13 protein-coding genes and 4 tRNA genes are annotated in these 16,808 nt (G+C 58.7%); 14 read left to right on the forward strand and 3 right to left on the reverse strand.

What is annotated here, in order from left to right; genetic code table 11:
- Positions 1-45: 45 nt before the first annotated feature.
- A complete protein-coding gene (locus MQE22_RS01805; protein ID WP_215871278.1) occupies positions 46-597 on the forward strand; it encodes a tetratricopeptide repeat protein in 552 nt (183 codons plus the stop codon).
- A 4-nt stretch (positions 598-601) separates the two neighbouring features.
- On the opposite strand, the gene MQE22_RS01810 is transcribed toward MQE22_RS01805, so the two are convergent.
- The 3 genes from MQE22_RS01810 to MQE22_RS01820 all read right to left on the reverse strand — a co-directional run bounded on the left by MQE22_RS01810 (position 602) and on the right by MQE22_RS01820 (position 3,311).
- The gene (locus MQE22_RS01810; RefSeq protein WP_215871279.1) at positions 602-946 is read right to left on the reverse strand and encodes a LapA family protein; all 345 of its coding nucleotides are present in this window, start codon (positions 944-946) and stop codon (positions 602-604) included.
- A gap of 9 nt (positions 947-955) precedes the next feature.
- Positions 956-2,641, reverse strand: a complete 1,686-nt coding sequence (ubiB, locus tag MQE22_RS01815) for a ubiquinone biosynthesis regulatory protein kinase UbiB (protein WP_215871280.1) — start codon at positions 2,639-2,641, stop codon at positions 956-958.
- Between the two features lie 79 nt (positions 2,642-2,720).
- Positions 2,721-3,311 carry an OmpA family protein gene (locus tag MQE22_RS01820; RefSeq protein WP_215871285.1) on the reverse strand — a complete coding sequence of 197 codons (591 nt, stop codon included), beginning with the start codon at positions 3,309-3,311 and terminating at the stop codon, positions 2,721-2,723.
- A 292-nt stretch (positions 3,312-3,603) separates the two neighbouring features.
- On the opposite strand from MQE22_RS01820, the gene MQE22_RS01825 reads away from it, so the two are divergent.
- The 13 genes from MQE22_RS01825 (at position 3,604) to rpoC (ending at position 16,782) form a co-directional block, all read left to right on the forward strand.
- Positions 3,604-3,688 (forward strand) — tRNA-Tyr (locus tag MQE22_RS01825).
- Between the two features lie 20 nt (positions 3,689-3,708).
- Positions 3,709-3,782 (forward strand) — tRNA-Gly (locus MQE22_RS01830).
- Between the two features lie 6 nt (positions 3,783-3,788).
- Positions 3,789-3,864, forward strand: a tRNA-Thr gene (locus tag MQE22_RS01835).
- A gap of 44 nt (positions 3,865-3,908) precedes the next feature.
- Positions 3,909-5,099, forward strand: a complete 1,191-nt coding sequence (gene tuf, locus MQE22_RS01840; protein WP_255790039.1) for an elongation factor Tu — start codon at positions 3,909-3,911, stop codon at positions 5,097-5,099.
- Positions 5,100-5,167: 68 nt separating this feature from the next.
- Positions 5,168-5,243 (forward strand) — tRNA-Trp (locus MQE22_RS01845).
- Positions 5,244-5,263: 20 nt separating this feature from the next.
- A complete protein-coding gene (gene secE, locus MQE22_RS01850; protein ID WP_215871773.1) occupies positions 5,264-5,611 on the forward strand; it encodes a preprotein translocase subunit SecE in 348 nt (115 codons plus the stop codon).
- 2 nt (positions 5,612-5,613) lie between these two features.
- Complete coding sequence (gene nusG, locus MQE22_RS01855; protein ID WP_215871772.1) at positions 5,614-6,147, forward strand: transcription termination/antitermination protein NusG; 534 nt, start codon at positions 5,614-5,616, stop codon at positions 6,145-6,147.
- A gap of 49 nt (positions 6,148-6,196) precedes the next feature.
- On the forward strand, positions 6,197-6,625 hold the full coding sequence (gene rplK, locus MQE22_RS01860; protein WP_215871771.1) for a 50S ribosomal protein L11: 429 nt from the start codon (positions 6,197-6,199) through the stop codon (positions 6,623-6,625).
- A 3-nt stretch (positions 6,626-6,628) separates the two neighbouring features.
- Complete coding sequence (gene rplA / locus MQE22_RS01865; RefSeq protein WP_215871770.1) at positions 6,629-7,318, forward strand: 50S ribosomal protein L1; 690 nt, start codon at positions 6,629-6,631, stop codon at positions 7,316-7,318.
- A 148-nt stretch (positions 7,319-7,466) separates the two neighbouring features.
- The gene (gene rplJ / locus MQE22_RS01870) at positions 7,467-7,985 is read left to right on the forward strand and encodes a 50S ribosomal protein L10 (RefSeq protein ID WP_215871769.1); all 519 of its coding nucleotides are present in this window, start codon (positions 7,467-7,469) and stop codon (positions 7,983-7,985) included.
- A 24-nt stretch (positions 7,986-8,009) separates the two neighbouring features.
- Complete coding sequence (gene rplL, locus MQE22_RS01875; RefSeq protein WP_215871768.1) at positions 8,010-8,399, forward strand: 50S ribosomal protein L7/L12; 390 nt, start codon at positions 8,010-8,012, stop codon at positions 8,397-8,399.
- Positions 8,400-8,511: 112 nt separating this feature from the next.
- A complete protein-coding gene (gene rpoB / locus MQE22_RS01880; protein ID WP_215871767.1) occupies positions 8,512-12,600 on the forward strand; it encodes a DNA-directed RNA polymerase subunit beta in 4,089 nt (1,362 codons plus the stop codon).
- 33 nt (positions 12,601-12,633) lie between these two features.
- Positions 12,634-16,782, forward strand: a complete 4,149-nt coding sequence (gene rpoC, locus MQE22_RS01885; RefSeq protein ID WP_215871766.1) for a DNA-directed RNA polymerase subunit beta' — start codon at positions 12,634-12,636, stop codon at positions 16,780-16,782.
- Positions 16,783-16,808: the final 26 nt, after the last annotated feature.

The raw sequence follows: 16,808 nt of genomic DNA on the forward strand, positions 1-16,808 counted from the left end.
TCTGATGTAACCTTCTGACTCCAGGAGTTTTCTTTTGAGGGTACCATGAAGATTTCACAGTCCATAGCTATCTCTGCTGTACTGGTTTCCAGCACCATCCTCTCCGCGTCGGCATGGGCTGGCCAGGCCGAACAAGCCACTTTGGAGGATGCGGCAAGCACGTCCCCCGCCCTGCTCACCACCGCCAAGCTGGAAAATGACATCGGTACCCACTGCGCGCTTGGCCAGGGGGTGCCACAAAATTATGCGCTGGCGGCGCAGTGGTTCGAAAAAGCTGCCAAGATTGGCTATGGCAAGGCACAGTACAATCTCGGAATGCAGTATTATTTTGGTCAGGGAGTGGCGCAGAACTATGCGCAGGCTGCCGAATGGTGGCAGCGTGCAGCAGAGCAGAATGTGGCTTCGGCCCAGTACAATCTCGGTAACCTCTATTATCAGGGATTCGGTGTCAAACAGGATTTCCAGAAGGCCGCCTATTGGTGGACAAAGGCAGCTGGGCTGGGCGTAGCGCAAGCCAAGACGAACCTGGCGGTGTTGGAGAAGTGGCAGGCGAAAAACCTCCAGCAGGTCGCCGAAAAGACCCCCGTTACCCCGTAAGTGATCAGAGATTCTGCGGCGGGCAGTCTTCTGACTCCCGCTGCTCCGATCCGGACGTCTTATGCAGCTCCTGCTCCAGGGTCAACCTGTGGTTCTGCTCACCCAACAGCTTCGTCTCCAGCTCGCCGATCTGCCGGACGTGCTTGCGAATCCGCCAGCGATTGCGCAGATGCGTCGGCAGATAAAAAATGGTGCTCGCCAGCGCCCCGGCAACGAAGGCAATCAGGACGATCACTCCGATCGACTGTTGAAACTCCCAAGTAAAGAAGCGAACAGCGCTGAGGGCATTGTTCTGCACCGCAAATATCACTGCCAAGGCGGCAATGATCAGGGAAAAGAAAATCCACATGTGCCTCTCCTAGTTTTGTGATCGAACAAAGACCGCCTGAAACCAGCGCGTTAGTGCCCAGCCGACGAAAGGTAGGCTGAGCAACCATAGCCAGATAGGAAGATCCAGCACCAGGGTACTCAGGTCCCCTTCGACCGCGGCAATGAGGGCCAATCCCATAACCACGATCACCGAACTGGTCACCACGGCAAGGCGCTGCAGACCGCGCCGTAACTCCCGCCGAATAGCCTCCAGTTCCTCATTCTGCACGGGCACTTGCAGCTCGCCACGCTGGGCCTTTTGCAGCAGGTTGTGCACCAGTTCCGGTAGTTCAGGTAACACCAAGCCCCACTGCGGCGCGTGCCGGCGAAATTGTGTCCACCATGCCCGCGGACCGCGCTGCCGATTCAACCAGTCGCGCAATAGTGGTGTTGCCACCTCCCAGATATTCAGGGTGGGGTTGAAGTCCCGCGCAATCCCCTCCACATTCACCAACGTCTTCTGTAAGAGTAGCAGTTGCGGCTGGGTCTGCATCTGGAAACGGCGGGTGGTCTGGAACAGGCGCAGAAGCAGTTGGGCCACGGAAATTTCGTGTAAAGGCTTTTCAAACACTGGCTCGGCGATGGCGCGGATCGCTGTTTCGAAATCCTGGACGTTGGTATCTGCCGGTACCCAGCCGGCCTCGATGTGGGCTTCAGCCACGCGCCGATAGTCGCGGCCGAAAAAGGCGACCATGTTCTCGGCGAGATAATGCTGGCTGGCCTCGTCCAGGCTCCCCATGATGCCGAAATCAACGGCAATGAAACGGCCATTGCTCGGATCGATGAAGATATTGCCAGGATGCATGTCGGCGTGGAAGAAGGAGTCACGGAATACCTGGCGAAAAAAGATCTCGGCGGCACGGCGCGACAGCTGATCAAAATCGATACCGGCGGCCCGTAGCGCGTCGCGTTGCCCAATCTGAATGCCACGTATGCGCTCCATTACTAAAACCTCTTCACTACAGTAGTCCCAATACACCTCTGGAATGTAGAGAAGATCTGGCTCGTTGATGAAGTTGCGGCGCAACTGGCTCGCATTAGCTCCTTCGCGCAGAAAATCCAGCTCGCCCCGAAGGGTCTTGGCATATTCCGCAACCACTGCGCACACTCGTAAACGTCTGCCTTCCTGGGAATAGCGTTCGGCAAGCTCGGCCAGCCAGGCGAGAATCCCCAGATCCTGTTCAATGATGCGGCTTAGACCTGGTCGGCGGATTTTGATCGCCACTTCGCGGCCATCATGCAGGCGACCGAAATGGACCTGAGCAATGGATGCCGCGGCAGCGGGTTCGCTCTCTATCTCGGCGAAGAGTTCTGCAACCGGTTTTCTTAGAGAATGCTCAATGATCTGCCGTGCTTGAGCCGATGGAAAGGGAGGTACCGCGTCCTGTAGTCTGGCGAGCTCGCGGGTGATCTCTTCCGGCAACAAGTCCCGCCGCGTGGATAGCATCTGTCCGAGTTTGACGAAGGTCGGGCCAAGGGCTTCGAGAGCGAGGCGCAGACGGGCACCAAAACTCCCCTCCGGCTTGGGCATGATCCAGCGCCCGGGGTTCAGCTTGAGGATGGCCTGATACGGCTTTAGCAACGGCAGATAATAGAGCAACTCATCCAGTCGGTAGCGAACCAGAACGCGAGTGATCTCGAAGATGCGAAGGGAACGGAGATAAGATTGGCGCATGGCGGGATTCTAGCATGCTTACCAGAGAATAGGACGAAAAAGGGCCCCGCAGGGCCCAGAACCAAGCAGCGGTCTGCTCTTATTTGGTTACGGTCTTTTCGACCTTGATCGTGCTGTTGATTTCTACACGCTGGTTGAGGAAACGTCCCTGAGCGGTAGCGTTGGTGGCAACTGGATCATCGTAGGAATGGCCCTTGAGGACCATGCGACTCCGGCTGACGCCATGGTTCTCCAGGTACTGCGCCACACTGTCGGCTCGTTGCTTGGACAGCTTCAGATTGTACGCGTACGTACCTACCTTGCTGCAGTATCCATTTACGTTGAGCACCGCGTCAGGATGATTTTTGGCAAAGTCGGCCACCTCATCGAGAACCTTGATGTCATGGTCAAGGAGTTTGTAAGAATCGAACTTGAAGTTGATTCCGGTGATGGTGATCGGTTTGCTGACCAGCACTGTCTGCTCGACGGGCGCGATAGGTGCTGGGGCGGGTGCAGGTGCGGGCGCCGGAGCTGGGGCCGCGACCTTTACCGGAGGCACGCAATAGGCGGGAGCGGGCCCGTCGCCGTCCGGTCGTCCGCCGCGCACGCACTGACCTTTGGCAGTGACCACCGGTGCTCCCTGGGCAGTTACCGCATACCCCTCGTAAGGGCTGGTGCTAGCCAGAGCCATGCTGGAGCTCAGTACCGCAGCGACAGAAAGCGCCAGCGTCAATCGCAGATTGTTCGACATTGTAATACCCTCCTCAATACCAAATGTAGAGCCGCGCCACGGACAAGGCGACGGTATTTTTACAACAAGCGGAAGAATGTTGTAATTCGACAACGCTGTCAAGGCGCGTGTGCCTCGCCTCAGTCTGGAAAGGCATCAATCGGTGTCAAAATGCGTGTCCGCCCGATCAGTTAAAGCGCTGAAAAAGTCTTGACAGTGGCGGGGGACGAAGTAATAATTCGCCGCTACCGCTGGAGGGGTTCCCGAGCGGTCAAAGGGATCAGACTGTAAATCTGACGGCTCTGCCTTCGGAGGTTCGAATCCTCCCCCCTCCACCAGATTTGCCGAGTTCGGTCGTGCGGGTGTAGTTCAATGGTAGAACCTCAGCCTTCCAAGCTGATGGTGTGGGTTCGATTCCCATCACCCGCTCCAAGTTTGGCCCACATAGCTCAGTCGGTAGAGCACTTCCTTGGTAAGGAAGAGGTCACCGGTTCAAATCCGGTTGTGGGCTCCATTTTGTTACGTCGCTTTTGGTTTTGATTGGAGAGGGTCTTCTGAATGTCCAAGGGAAAGTTTGAGCGGACGAAGCCGCACGTAAACGTGGGAACGATTGGTCACGTGGATCACGGCAAGACCACGCTGACGGCGGCGCTGACGAAGGTATTGTCGGCGAAGTTTGGTGGCGAGATTCGGGCCTATGATCAGATTGACAACGCGCCGGAAGAGCGTGCGCGCGGCATCACGATTGCGACCTCGCATGTGGAGTATGAGACGGCGAACCGTCACTACGCGCATGTGGACTGCCCTGGGCACGCCGACTACGTCAAGAACATGATCACCGGCGCTGCACAGATGGACGGCGCGATTCTCGTCTGCTCGGCTGCCGATGGCCCGATGCCGCAGACCCGCGAGCACATCCTGTTGGCGCGTCAGGTGGGCGTGCCGTACATCGTTGTATTCCTGAACAAGGCTGACATGGTAGATGACGCCGAGTTGCTGGAACTGGTCGAGATGGAAGTGCGCGAGCTGCTGTCCAAGTACGAGTTCCCGGGTGATGACATTCCGGTGGTGATTGGCTCGGCGCTGAAGGCCCTGGAAGGGGATCAGAGTGACATTGGCGAGCCGGCGATTTTCAAGTTGGCGGACGCGATGGACAGCTACATTCCGATGCCCGAGCGTCCGGTGGACAAGACCTTCCTGATGCCGATTGAAGACGTTTTCAGTATTTCCGGTCGTGGTACGGTAGTGACGGGGCGTATTGAGCGCGGCATGGTCAAGGTTGGTGAGGAAGTCGAGATTGTGGGTATTCGTCCGACGACCAAGACCACGGTGACGGGTGTCGAGATGTTCCGCAAGATTCTGGATCAGGGGCAGGCGGGAGACAATGTTGGCGTCTTGCTGCGCGGCACCAAGAAGGACGAAGTGGAGCGTGGGCAGGTCCTGGCGAAGCCGGGTACCATCAAGCCGCACACCAAGTTTGAAGCCGAAGTGTACGTCTTGTCGAAGGAAGAGGGTGGTCGCCACACGCCGTTTTTCAATGGCTATCGACCGCAGTTTTACTTCCGTACCACGGACGTGACGGGAGCGGTTGATCTGCCGGAAGGCGTGGAGATGGTGATGCCGGGAGACAACGTACAGTTCAAGGTCACGCTGATCGCCCCGATCGCGATGGAAGACGGTCTGCGTTTTGCGGTGCGCGAAGGCGGCCGTACCGTCGGCGCCGGCGTCGTTTCGAAGATCGTCGAGTAACTCGCGGGTTGGGGTCTACTTTGCTAGACTCCATTGATGGCGGCCGATATGGCCGCCTATGTTTCTGCAGGGCAGTAGCTCAACTGGTAGAGCAGCGGTCTCCAAAACCGCAGGTTGGGGGTTCGAGCCCCTCCTGCCCTGCCATTTTTTAGGAAGCGGCATTCATGTCAGAAAAAGTGAAACTCTATGCTGCGGCATTTTTTGCTGCCTTGGGAGTGCTCGCCTATTTTCTGATTCCGCTCCATTTCGGCACGTACGTACCCAGTATCGCCCTGATTGTGGGTCTCTTGGTCGCGCTAGGCTTTTTTGTCTGGAGTGAGGGCGCGTCTACACTGCTGCAGTTCTTCCGTGAGGCCTATGTAGAGCTGCGGAAGGTGGTGTGGCCCAGCCGCCCTGAACTGCTGCGCAGCACCGCAGTCATTCTCGGGCTGATCATTGTCATCGCCCTGTTTTTGTGGCTGGTGGATCTGGCCTTGCTAGCGGTCGTGCGTTTTGCCTTGGGAGGCGCCTAGTCATGGCAATGCGTTGGTATGTGGTACATGCCTTTTCCAGTTTCGAAAAGCGGGTGCAGGCAGAGATCCGTGAGCGCGCTCGGCGCGAGGGTTTGGCGGATCAGTTTGGTGAAATCCTGGTCCCGGTGGAAGAAGTGGTAGAGATGCGCAATGGCCAGCGGGCAACCTCCCAGCGGATGTTTTACCCGGGATATGTGTTGGTGCAGATGGAGATGAACGATCTGACCTGGCATCTGGTCAAAAACACGCCGCGGGTTACCGGGTTCGTAGGCGGAAGTGTCGGTAAACCGCATCCCCTCTCCGAAGCAGAGGCCGACGCGATTCTCGAGCGTATCAAGGAAGGGGTGGAGAAACCGCGTCCCAAGTTCACTTTTGAGCCAGGTGAGCAGGTTCGCGTCATTGAAGGTCCCTTCAAGGACTTCAATGGCGTGGTCGAAGAGGTGAATTTCGAGAAGAGCAAGCTGCGCGTCTCGGTAACCATTTTTGGACGCTCCACTCCGGTGGAGCTGGATTTCGGTCAGGTCGAAAAGATCTGATTTCATCATCTGAGGGAGCCGCACGGCGCTTGTACCTCAAGGAGTCAGCATGGCAAAGAAAATTACGGGCTATATCAAGCTCCAGGTGAAGGCCACCCAGGCCAACCCCAGTCCACCCATTGGTCCGGCTCTGGGTCAGCGCGGCTTGAACATTATGGAGTTTTGCAAGGCGTTCAATGCGCAAACCCAAGGCATCGAGCCGGGACTGCCGCTGCCGGTGGTCATCACGGTGTTTGCCGACAAGAGCTTCAGTTTCATCGTCAAGACGCCGCCAGCGCCGGTGCTGCTGCTGAAGGCTGCCGGGCTCAAGTCGGGTAGTGGGCGTCCCAATACCAATAAGGTTGGTAAGGTGACGGAAGCGCAGGTAGAAGAAATTGCCAAGACCAAGTTACCGGATCTGAATACCGAGGATCTGGAAGCGGCCAAGCGCAGTATTCGTGGAACGGCCCGCAGTATGGGTCTGACGGTGGAGGGATAAGCGATGGCACAGAAATCGAAGCGTATCATTGCGGCGCGTGCCTTGATCGACCGCAGCCAGCGCTATAACCTCGAAGAAGCGCTGGCTCTGGTAAAGCAGACCGCCACCGCCAAATTCCCGGAATCGGTGGATGTCGCCATTGGTCTCGGCATTGATCCGCGCAAGTCAGATCAGGTGGTCCGCGGCGCGGTCGTGCTCCCTAAGGGTACTGGCAAGACGATGCGCGTAGCGGTCTTCGCCACCGGGGAAAAGGCCAACGAAGCCAAAGAGGCGGGAGCCGATCTGGTGGGCATGGAAGATCTTGCCGAGCAGGTAAAGGCGGGGCAGATGGATTTTGATGTGGTCATCGCCACCCCGGATGCCATGCGCGTGGTGGGCGCCCTCGGTCCGGTGCTGGGCCCGCGTGGTTTGATGCCCAATCCGAAGGTTGGCACGGTAACCGCCGACGTTCGCACGGCGGTGCAAAACGCCAAGGGCGGTCAGGTCCGTTACCGCGCTGATAAGGGTGGTATCGTCCACAGCAGTATCGGCAAGGCGTCTTTCTCGGTAGAGGATCTGCATGCCAATTTCCTTGCTCTGCTCGACAGCGTGAAGAAGGCGAAGCCGGCCACCAGTAAAGGTATTTATATTCGCAAGATCAGTGTCAACCCGACCATGGGTCCCGGCGTCGCCGTGGATCCCGCCGGGCTGTAGAGAGGAATTCTGCCATTTTGGCGGGATGTGTCGGCGCAAGCCGGCGTTCAAAGACCGCAGGGGGCCTCGGCCTCAAACCCATACCCTGCGTAGGCGACGGCGCGCCAGGAATTTCTGGCCGCCTCTGTCCAACTGGAGGTAGCAAACCGTGAGTCTCAAACTCGCTGATAAAGAGCAAGTAGTTGCTGCCCTGCAAGCAAAGTTGGCGAATGTGCAAGCGATGGCGGTAGCCGAGTACCGGGGTCTGAGCGTCGCTCAGATGACGGCGCTTCGCGTTGCGGCGCGCAAGCAGTCAGTGCATGTGCAGGTGGTGAAGAACACCCTTCTCAAACGTGCATTGGCAGACACCGACTTTGCGGTGATGAACCCGTTGCTCAGCGGTCCCCTGGTTTTCGCGGCCAGCGAAGACCCCGTGGCCGTGGCCAAGGTCCTGACAGACTTTGCGAAAGGCAACGACAAGCTCGTCATTACCGGTGGCGCCCTGGGAGCCAAGTTGATGGATGCGAAGGCGCTCCAGCAGCTCAGCAAGATGCCCTCGCGGGAAGAATTGCTGGCCAAGCTCATGGGAACCATGCAGGCACCCATCTCTACCTTTGTGCGTACCCTCAACGAGGTTCCCGGGCGTTTCGTCCGCACCCTCGCGGCTGTGCGCGATCAAGCAGCGTAATTCATTTTTAGGAGCAATAAGATCATGGCCTTATCAAAAGCAGAAATTCTGGATGCCATTGCTGGCATGACCGTCCTCGAGCTCTCCGAGCTGATCAAGGACATGGAAGAGAAGTTTGGCGTATCCGCCGCTGCGGTTGCCGTGGCTGCCCCGGGTGCCGCTGCGGGCGGCGCTGGCGAAGCGGCTGCTGCAGCGGAGGAGCAGACGGAATTTGACGTCATCCTGACCAACGCTGGTGCCAACAAGGTGAATACCATCAAGGTGGTGCGTGCCATTACCGGTCTGGGTCTGAAAGAGGCCAAGGACCTGGTGGATGGAGCCCCGAAGCCGGTAAAGGAAGGTATTGCCAAGGCGGAAGCGGAAGACATCAAGAAGCAGTTGGTGGAAGCGGGTGCCGAGGCCGAGATCAAGTAAGATTTCCTGTCTCTGCCCCACATGGCTGGCGACCTTTGGTCGTCAGCCCCTCATTATTGGCGGCATGCCGTCTTTTTGGTTCGTAATCTAGCGACTATCGCGCGGAGCACTCATGGCCTACTCTTTTACGGAAAAGAAACGGATTCGTAAAGACTTTGGTAACAGCCAAAGTATCCTTCCGGTGCCTTACCTGTTGGCGACCCAGATGGATTCTTATCGCGAGTTTCTCCAGGCTGAAACTCCCGCTGCGGCGCGCAGCGATACGGGCCTCGAAGCGGTATTCCGCTCGCTCTTCCCCATGGAGAGCTATTCTGGCAATGCGCGACTGGACTATGTCAGTTATCGTCTCGAACGTCCGGTCTTCGATGTCATGGAGTGTCATCAACGCGGCGCTACCTATTGCGCCGGCCTGCGCGTACGCCTGCGTCTGGCGCTCTATGAAAAGGACGATAGCACGGGAGCGAAGCGCATCAAGGACGTCAAGGAACAGGACGTATACATGGGTGAGCTGCCGTTGATGACTGAGCATGGCTCTTTCATCATCAATGGCACCGAGCGGGTGATCGTGTCGCAGTTGCATCGGTCGCCGGGCGTGTTTTTTGCCCATGATGCCGGCAAGACCCACTCGTCCGGGAAATTGCTCTTCAATGCGCGCATCATTCCTTACCGTGGTTCCTGGCTCGATTTTGAGTTTGATCCGAAGGATCACCTCTACGCACGCATCGACCGACGTCGGAAGCTGCCGGCAACGACGCTGTTGCGGGCTCTTGGGTATGGTACCCAAGATATCCTGGGGATGTTCTTCGATACCGAAGAGTTCCGCATCGAAGGCGCGCAGATCTTCTACCAACTGCGGCCCAGCCGCGTGCAGGGCGACATTGCCGTTTTCGATGTTGCTCATCCCAAGACCGGCGAGATCATCATCGCCAAGGGTAAGCGCATTACCGCCCGCCATGTGCGGCAACTCCAAGAGATCGGTGACGCGATCGAGGTGGAAGTGCCGGAAGTGTTTTTGCTAGGCAAGGTCCTCGCCCGGGATCTGGTGGATGAAGCCACCGGCGAACTCGTGCTCCAGGCCAACGATCTGATCGATGACGAGGCGTTGAAAAAGCTGCGCCAAACTGCGCCATTGCATATCGAAACCCTGTACATCAACGAAGTTGATCGCGGTCCGTACATTTCTGAGACCCTGCGCATCGATACCGCGCGGGATGCCCATGAGGCGCAGATCGAGATCTATCGTTTGATGCGCCCGGGTGAACCACCGTCCAAGGATTCTGCGCAGACCCTGTTCCAGGGATTGTTCTTCAGCCCCGAGCGCTACGACCTCTCGCAGGTGGGACGGATGAAGTTCAATCGCCGTGTCGGCCGGGAAGAAATTACCGGCGCGGGGGTGCTGAGCAACGAGGACATCATTGCGGTGATGAAGGTCTTGGTGGATCTGCGCAATGGTATCGGCGAGATCGATGACATCGACCACCTGGGGAACCGGCGGGTACGCTCTGTCGGCGAACTCATGGAAAATCAGTTCCGTCTCGGACTGGTACGCGTCGAGCGGGCGGTCAAGGATCGTCTTGCGCTAGCCGAGAGCGAGGGACTGACTCCGCAGGATCTGATCAATGCCAAACCGATTGCGGCGGTGGTCAATGAATTTTTCGGCTCGAGCCAGCTTTCGCAGTTCATGGATCAGACCAACCCGCTCTCCGAAGTCACTCACAAGCGCCGTGTCTCGGCCCTGGGACCGGGCGGTTTGACGCGTGAGCGTGCCGGTTTCGAGGTGCGCGACGTGCATCCTACCCACTATGGGCGCATTTGCCCGATCGAGACGCCGGAAGGACCCAACATCGGTCTCATCAACAGTCTCGCCTGTTTTGCGCGCACCAACGCCTACGGTTTTCTGGAGACCCCTTATCGCAAGGTGATCGACGGGCAGGCCACGGATGAGGTGATCTACCTTTCCGCCATCGACGAAGGTGACTACGTCATCGCCCAGGCGAACTCGCCGCTGGGCCCGGACAATCACCTGCTGGACGAGCTCGTCTCCTGCCGAAACAAGGGCGAGACATTGTTGGTAGCGCCGGATCAGGTACAGCTCATGGATATCTCCCCGCGGCAGATCGTTTCCGTGGCGGCGAGCCTCATTCCCTTCCTGGAACATGACGACGCCAACCGCGCGCTCATGGGCTCGAACATGCAGCGGCAGGCGGTGCCTACCGTGCGTTCCGATGCCCCGATGGTGGGTACCGGTATGGAGCGGGTCGTTGCCATCGACTCTGGTGCGGCCATTACCGCTCGTCGTGGTGGCGTCGTCGATAGTGTCGACGGTGCGCGTATCGTTGTGCGCGTCAATGACGACGAAACGCAGCCTGGGGAACCGGGAGTAGATATCTATAACCTGGTGAAGTATTCGCGCTCCAACCAGAATACCACCCTCAACCAGAAGCCGATCGTACGCGTTGGCGATGAGGTTGCGCGGGGAGACGTTCTGGCAGATGGCCCGAGTACGGAACTGGGGGAATTGGCCCTGGGACAGAACATTCTGGTCGCCTTTACCCCCTGGAACGGCTACAACTTCGAGGACTCCATCCTCATTTCCGAGCGCGTGGTGGCGGAAGATCGCTATACCACCATCCATATCGAGGAGTTCCCGGTCTATGCCCGGGACACGAAACTCGGGCCGGAAGAGATTACCCGCGACATTCCCAACGTCTCCGAAGGCGCCCTGCGCCATCTGGATGACTCCGGTATTGTCGTGATCGGCGCGGAGCTTGGCCCGGGCGACATCCTCGTCGGCAAGGTCACCCCCAAGGGGGAGACGCAGCTGACTCCCGAGGAGAAACTCCTGCGCGCAATCTTTGGCGAGAAGGCCTCGGACGTGAAGGACAATTCCCTGCGCATGCCGGCGGGTATGTATGGCACCGTCATCGACGTGCAGGTCTTCACCCGCGATGGCATCGACAAAGACGCGCGGGCCAAGGCGATCGAAGAGGAACAGCTCAAGAAGATTCGCAAAGACGTGCAGGATGAGTACCGCATTTTCGAGGCGGATACCTATCAGCGGATCGAACGCCTGTTGCTCGGCAAGGTGGCCGAGGGTGGTCCTGCGGGTCTTGCGGCCGGGGCAAAGATCACCAAGACCTATCTGAAGGAGTTGGCGCGGGACCGCTGGTTCGATATTCGCCTGCGCAGTGAGGAGAGTAACGAGGCGCTGGAGCAGATCCGCGCCCAGCTCGAGCAGCAGCGCGAACGCCTGGATGCGGTTCTGGAAGAGAAGCGGCGGAAGCTGACCCAGGGTGATGATCTGAGCCCGGGTGTGCTGAAGATGGTCAAAGTGCACGTGGCCGTGAAGCGGCAGTTGCAGCCCGGCGACAAGATGGCCGGTCGCCACGGCAACAAGGGTGTAGTCTCCAAGATCGTACCGGTGGAAGACATGCCCTACCTGGCTGATGGGACGTCTGTCGATATCGTCCTCAATCCCCTCGGCGTGCCCTCGCGTATGAACGTCGGGCAGATCCTCGAAACCCACCTGGGCTGGGCAGCCAAGGGTCTGGGACGACGCATTGCGGAAATGCTTGATCAGCAGCGGGCGATGGCCGAGCTGCGCGGATTTCTGACGGAAATCTACAATCGCACGGGTAAGGTAGAAGACATCGGCAGCCTAAGCGATGACGAGGTGCTGGCACTGGCTCAGAACCTACGCAATGGCGTACCCATGGCGACACCAGTATTTGATGGTGCGAGCGAAGAAGACATTCGCGATATGCTCGAACTCGCCGGCCTGCCGCGGAATGGCCAAGTCACCCTCTACGACGGCCGCAGTGGCGAAGCCTTCGACCGTCCCGTCACCGTGGGCTACCTGTACATGCTCAAGCTGCACCATCTGGTCGATGACAAGATGCACGCCCGCTCTACTGGGCCGTACAGTCTGGTCACACAGCAGCCCCTGGGCGGTAAGGCGCAGTTTGGCGGCCAGCGCTTCGGGGAAATGGAGGTCTGGGCCCTGGAGGCCTACGGCGCCGCCTACACCCTGCAAGAGATGCTCACGGTCAAATCCGATGACGTTTCCGGGCGCAGCAAAATGTATGAATCCATCGTCAAGGGTGATTTCCGCATGGACGCGGGAATGCCGGAGTCCTTCAACGTGTTGTTGAAGGAACTGCGGTCGCTGTCCATCGACATCGAACTGGAACAATCGGTCTAAGGTATCCGCAGGCTTCGGATAAGGAAGAGTCACTTGAATAACCTCCTCAAGCTTTTCAAGCAGAACGATCGGCAGGAAGAATTCGATGCCATCCGTATTGGCATTGCGTCGCCGGACAAGATCCGCTCTTGGTCCTACGGCGAAGTCAAGAAGCCGGAGACCATCAACTATCGGACCTTCAAACCCGAGCGCGAAGGCCTTTTCTGTGCCAAGATCTTTGGTCCAATCAAGGACTACGAGTGTCTTTGCGGTAAGTACAAACGCCTCAAGCACCGTGGCGTGGTCTGCGAAAAGTGCGGTGTGGAAGTCACGCAGGCGCGCGTGCGTCGCGAGCGCATGGGGCACATCGAGCTGGCCAGCCCAGTGGCGCACATCTGGTTCCTGAAGTCTCTGCCCAGCCGCATGGGCATGATCCTGGATATGCCCTTGCGGGATATCGAGCGGGTCCTGTATTTCGAGGCCTATGTGGTTATCGATGTCGATCTCGGGGTCACGGACCTGCAGCGCGGACAGATTCTCAGCGAGGATCAGTATCTCGATGCCCTGGAAGCGTATGGTGATCAATTCCGCGCGATGATGGGCGCAGAAGGCATCCGGGAACTGCTCAAGGGTATCCCGCTGGAAAGCGAGATCGAGCAGATTCGCGAGGAGCTTCTCGCCAGTAACTCCGACACCAAGACCAAGAAGCTGGCCAAGCGATTGAAGATCCTCGAGTCCTTCGTCAGCTCTGGTAACCGACCCGAGTGGATGATTCTCGAAGTCCTGCCGGTGCTGCCACCGGATCTGCGTCCGCTGGTACCCTTGGACGGCGGCCGCTTTGCGACCTCGGACCTGAACGATCTCTACCGGCGGGTGATCAATCGTAACAACCGCCTCAAGCGCCTGCTCGAGCTGAAGGCTCCGGACATCATCGTACGCAATGAAAAGCGCATGTTGCAGGAAGCGGTAGATGCGTTGCTCGACAATGGTCGTCGCGGACGCGCCATTGCCGGTCCGAACAAGCGCCCGCTCAAGTCCCTGGCCGACATGATCAAGGGCAAGCAGGGCCGTTTCCGGCAGAACCTGCTCGGTAAGCGTGTCGACTACTCCGGTCGTTCGGTGATCGTTGTGGGCCCGGAGTTACGCCTGCATCAGTGCGGCTTGCCGAAAAAGATGGCGCTGGAACTGTTCAAGCCCTATATCTTCAACAAACTGGAAGAGCGCGGACTGGCGACCACGATCAAGGCGGCGAAGCGCCTGGTGGAGGCCGAAAAGCCGGAGGTCTGGGATATTCTCGAAGAGGTGATCCGCGAACATCCGGTCATGCTCAACCGTGCGCCCACTCTGCACCGTCTGGGTATCCAGGCATTTGAGCCGGTGCTGATTGAGGGCAAGGCCATCCAGTTGCATCCGTTGGTCTGTGCTGCCTATAACGCCGACTTTGACGGTGACCAGATGGCCGTGCACGTACCGCTTTCTCTCGAAGCGCAGCTCGAAGCACGTACGCTGATGATGTCCACCAACAACATCCTCAGCCCGGCCAACGGCGATCCGATCATCGTCCCATCCCAGGATATCGTGCTGGGCCTGTACTACATGACCCAGGAACGTCTCGACGCCAAGGGGCAGGGGATGCGCTTTGCCGATAGTGCCGAGGTGCGCCGCGCCTACGACAACGGCGAGGTCGGTATGCACGCGCGCATCACCATGCGTTTCCGTGGCGAACGCATCGAAACCACGGTGGGCCGAGCCCTGCTCAGCGACATCCTGCCCGAAGGCTTGCCGTTCGCGGTGATCGATCGGGTGCTGAAAAAGAAGGCTATCGCCGAACTGATCAACACCTGTTACCGCACCCTTGGGGTCAAGGACACGGTCGTCTTTGCCGATCAACTCATGTACACCGGTTATCGCATGGCGACCCGCGCTGGCATCTCCTTCGGCGCCGGCGACATGGTCACGCCGCCAGAAAAGGACGTCATCCTGGCACGCTCCGAGGATGAGGTGAAGACCATCCAGGATCAGTACACCTCTGGTCTGGTTACCGAAGGCGAGCGCTATAACAAGGTGGTCGATATCTGGTCGCGCGCCACCGAAGAGGTCGCCAAGGCGATGATGGACCGGGTGAGCAAGGAAAAGGTCACCCTGCCCGATGGCAAGGAAACCGAGCAGGTCTCCTTCAACTCCATCTACATGATGGCCGACTCCGGCGCGCGTGGATCGGCGGCGCAGTTACGCCAGCTGGCCGGTATGCGCGGATTGATGGCCAAGCCGGATGGCTCGATCATCGAAACGCCGATCACCGCGAATTTCCGCGAAGGGCTGAACGTATTGCAGTACTTCATTTCCACCCACGGCGCGCGGAAAGGCCTCGCCGACACCGCCCTGAAAACCGCCAACTCCGGGTATCTTACTCGTCGTCTGGTAGACGTGACCCAGGATCTGGTGGTGGTCGAGCATGACTGCGGCACCGAGGAAGGTTTGCCGATGATGGCCCTGGTGGAGGGCGGTGAGGTGGTCGAAGCGTTGCGCGAGCGCGTGCTCGGGCGGGTGACGGCGGAGGATATTTTGCATCCGAACACCGGTGAGGTTGCCATTCCGCGGAATACCTTGCTTACCGAGCAGCTGCTTGGGCAGCTCGACGAACTGGGTGTGGATGCCCTCAAGGTGCGGTCTCCCCTGACCTGTAAATCGCGTTATGGGGTCTGTGCCCTTTGCTACGGACGCGATCTGGCGCGCGGCCACCTGGTCAATGCAGGCGAAGCGGTGGGTGTGATCGCGGCGCAGTCCATTGGTGAGCCCGGCACTCAGCTGACCATGCGGACTTTCCACATCGGTGGCGCGGCAAGTCGTGCCGCGGCGCAGAGCAGCATCGACATCAAGCAGGGTGGCTTGATTCGCTACCACAGCAGCTTGCGCTCAGTGGAGCACCCCAGCGGGCGCCACGTGGTCGTCGGCCGTAATGGCGAAATTGCCGTCACTGACGAACAAGGCCGGGAAAAGGAACGCTATAAGGTGCCTTATGGTGCCACCATCCTAGTCCAGGATGGCGAGGCGGTAACGCCTGGCAAGCGGATTGCCGAGTGGGATCCACATACGCGCCCCATTGTCAGCGAGATCGCGGGTACGATCTCACTGCAGGATGCCATCGAGGGCCAGAGCGTCATCTCCCAGACCGACGACATCACCGGCCTGAGCACCCAGGCAGTGATCGATCCCAAACAGCGTCCGGCCAGCGGCCGCGATCTGCGTCCCGTGGTCCTTCTACAGGATGCCAAGGGCAAGGATCTCAAGTTGCCGGGAACGGATCTTCCTGCGCGTTACTACCTGCCACCGCGTGCGATCATCGCCGTCCAGGATGGTACGCAGGTGCAGCCGGGCGACACCCTGGCGCGTCTGCCAGTAGGCACCAGTAAGACCCGTGACATCACTGGTGGTTTGCCGCGTGTGGCCGAGCTTTTCGAAGCCCGGCGTCCCAAGGATTATGCCATTATTGCCGAGCACCACGGTATTGTCGGTTTTGGTAAGGATACCAAGGGCAAGCAGCGCTTGCTGATCACCGACGAAAATGGCGATACCCACGAGTACCTCATTCCCAAGGGACGTCACGTCACCGTCTACGAAGGTGAGCGAGTCAGCCCCGGGGAACCTTTGGTGGAAGGGCAGCCGGTGCCGCACGACATTCTCCGTGTCCTGGGGGTGCAGGCATTGGCCAATTACATCGTTGACGAGGTCCAGGATGTCTATCGCCTCCAGGGTGTGCGTATCAACGATAAGCATATCGAAGTCATCCTGCGACAGATGCTGCGTAAGGTAGAGATCAGCCATGCCGGTGACAGTAGTTTCATTACTGGCGATCAGGTCGATCGGGCCCGGGTAGAGGAAGAAAATTCCGCCCTCGAAGCAGCGGGCAAGGAGCCGGCGCGTTTCACGCCGATGCTGCTCGGTATCACCAAGGCGAGTCTGTCCACGGAGTCCTTCATCTCTGCGGCCAGCTTCCAGGAAACCACCCGCGTTCTCACCGAGGCCGCGGTTTCTGGTCGGGTCGATGATCTGCGTGGCCTGAAGGAGAACGTGATTGTTGGTCGTCTGGTGCCTGCGGGCACTGGGCTTGCTTATCACGAGCACCGCCGTCGCCGCAATCGTGGCGAGAGTCTGTTCGACGGTGGCAGCGAGAGCGAGACGGAAACGGTCGCTGCCAGCTGAACGAGACTTCGCAGTGCCCTGATCTT

This window comes from Acidithiobacillus sp. YTS05 (assembly GCF_024396695.1).
Lineage (GTDB): Bacteria > Pseudomonadota > Gammaproteobacteria > Acidithiobacillales > Acidithiobacillaceae > Igneacidithiobacillus > Igneacidithiobacillus copahuensis.

Coding starts and splice junctions, on each gene's coding strand:
- tuf (WP_255790039.1), top strand. CDS start 3,909: ATGTCCAAGGGAAAGTTTGAGCGGACGAAGCCGCACGTAAACGTGGGA.
- rpoB (WP_215871767.1), top strand. CDS start 8,512: ATGGCCTACTCTTTTACGGAAAAGAAACGGATTCGTAAAGACTTTGGT.
- MQE22_RS01820 (WP_215871285.1), bottom strand. CDS start 3,311: ATGGCTCTGGCTAGCACCAGCCCTTACGAGGGGTATGCGGTAACTGCC.
- nusG (WP_215871772.1), top strand. CDS start 5,614: ATGGCAATGCGTTGGTATGTGGTACATGCCTTTTCCAGTTTCGAAAAG.
- MQE22_RS01810 (WP_215871279.1), bottom strand. CDS start 946: ATGTGGATTTTCTTTTCCCTGATCATTGCCGCCTTGGCAGTGATATTT.
- rplK (WP_215871771.1), top strand. CDS start 6,197: ATGGCAAAGAAAATTACGGGCTATATCAAGCTCCAGGTGAAGGCCACC.
- MQE22_RS01805 (WP_215871278.1), top strand. CDS start 46: ATGAAGATTTCACAGTCCATAGCTATCTCTGCTGTACTGGTTTCCAGC.
- rplA (WP_215871770.1), top strand. CDS start 6,629: ATGGCACAGAAATCGAAGCGTATCATTGCGGCGCGTGCCTTGATCGAC.
- secE (WP_215871773.1), top strand. CDS start 5,264: ATGTCAGAAAAAGTGAAACTCTATGCTGCGGCATTTTTTGCTGCCTTG.
- rplL (WP_215871768.1), top strand. CDS start 8,010: ATGGCCTTATCAAAAGCAGAAATTCTGGATGCCATTGCTGGCATGACC.
- ubiB (WP_215871280.1), bottom strand. CDS start 2,641: ATGCGCCAATCTTATCTCCGTTCCCTTCGCATCTTCGAGATCACTCGC.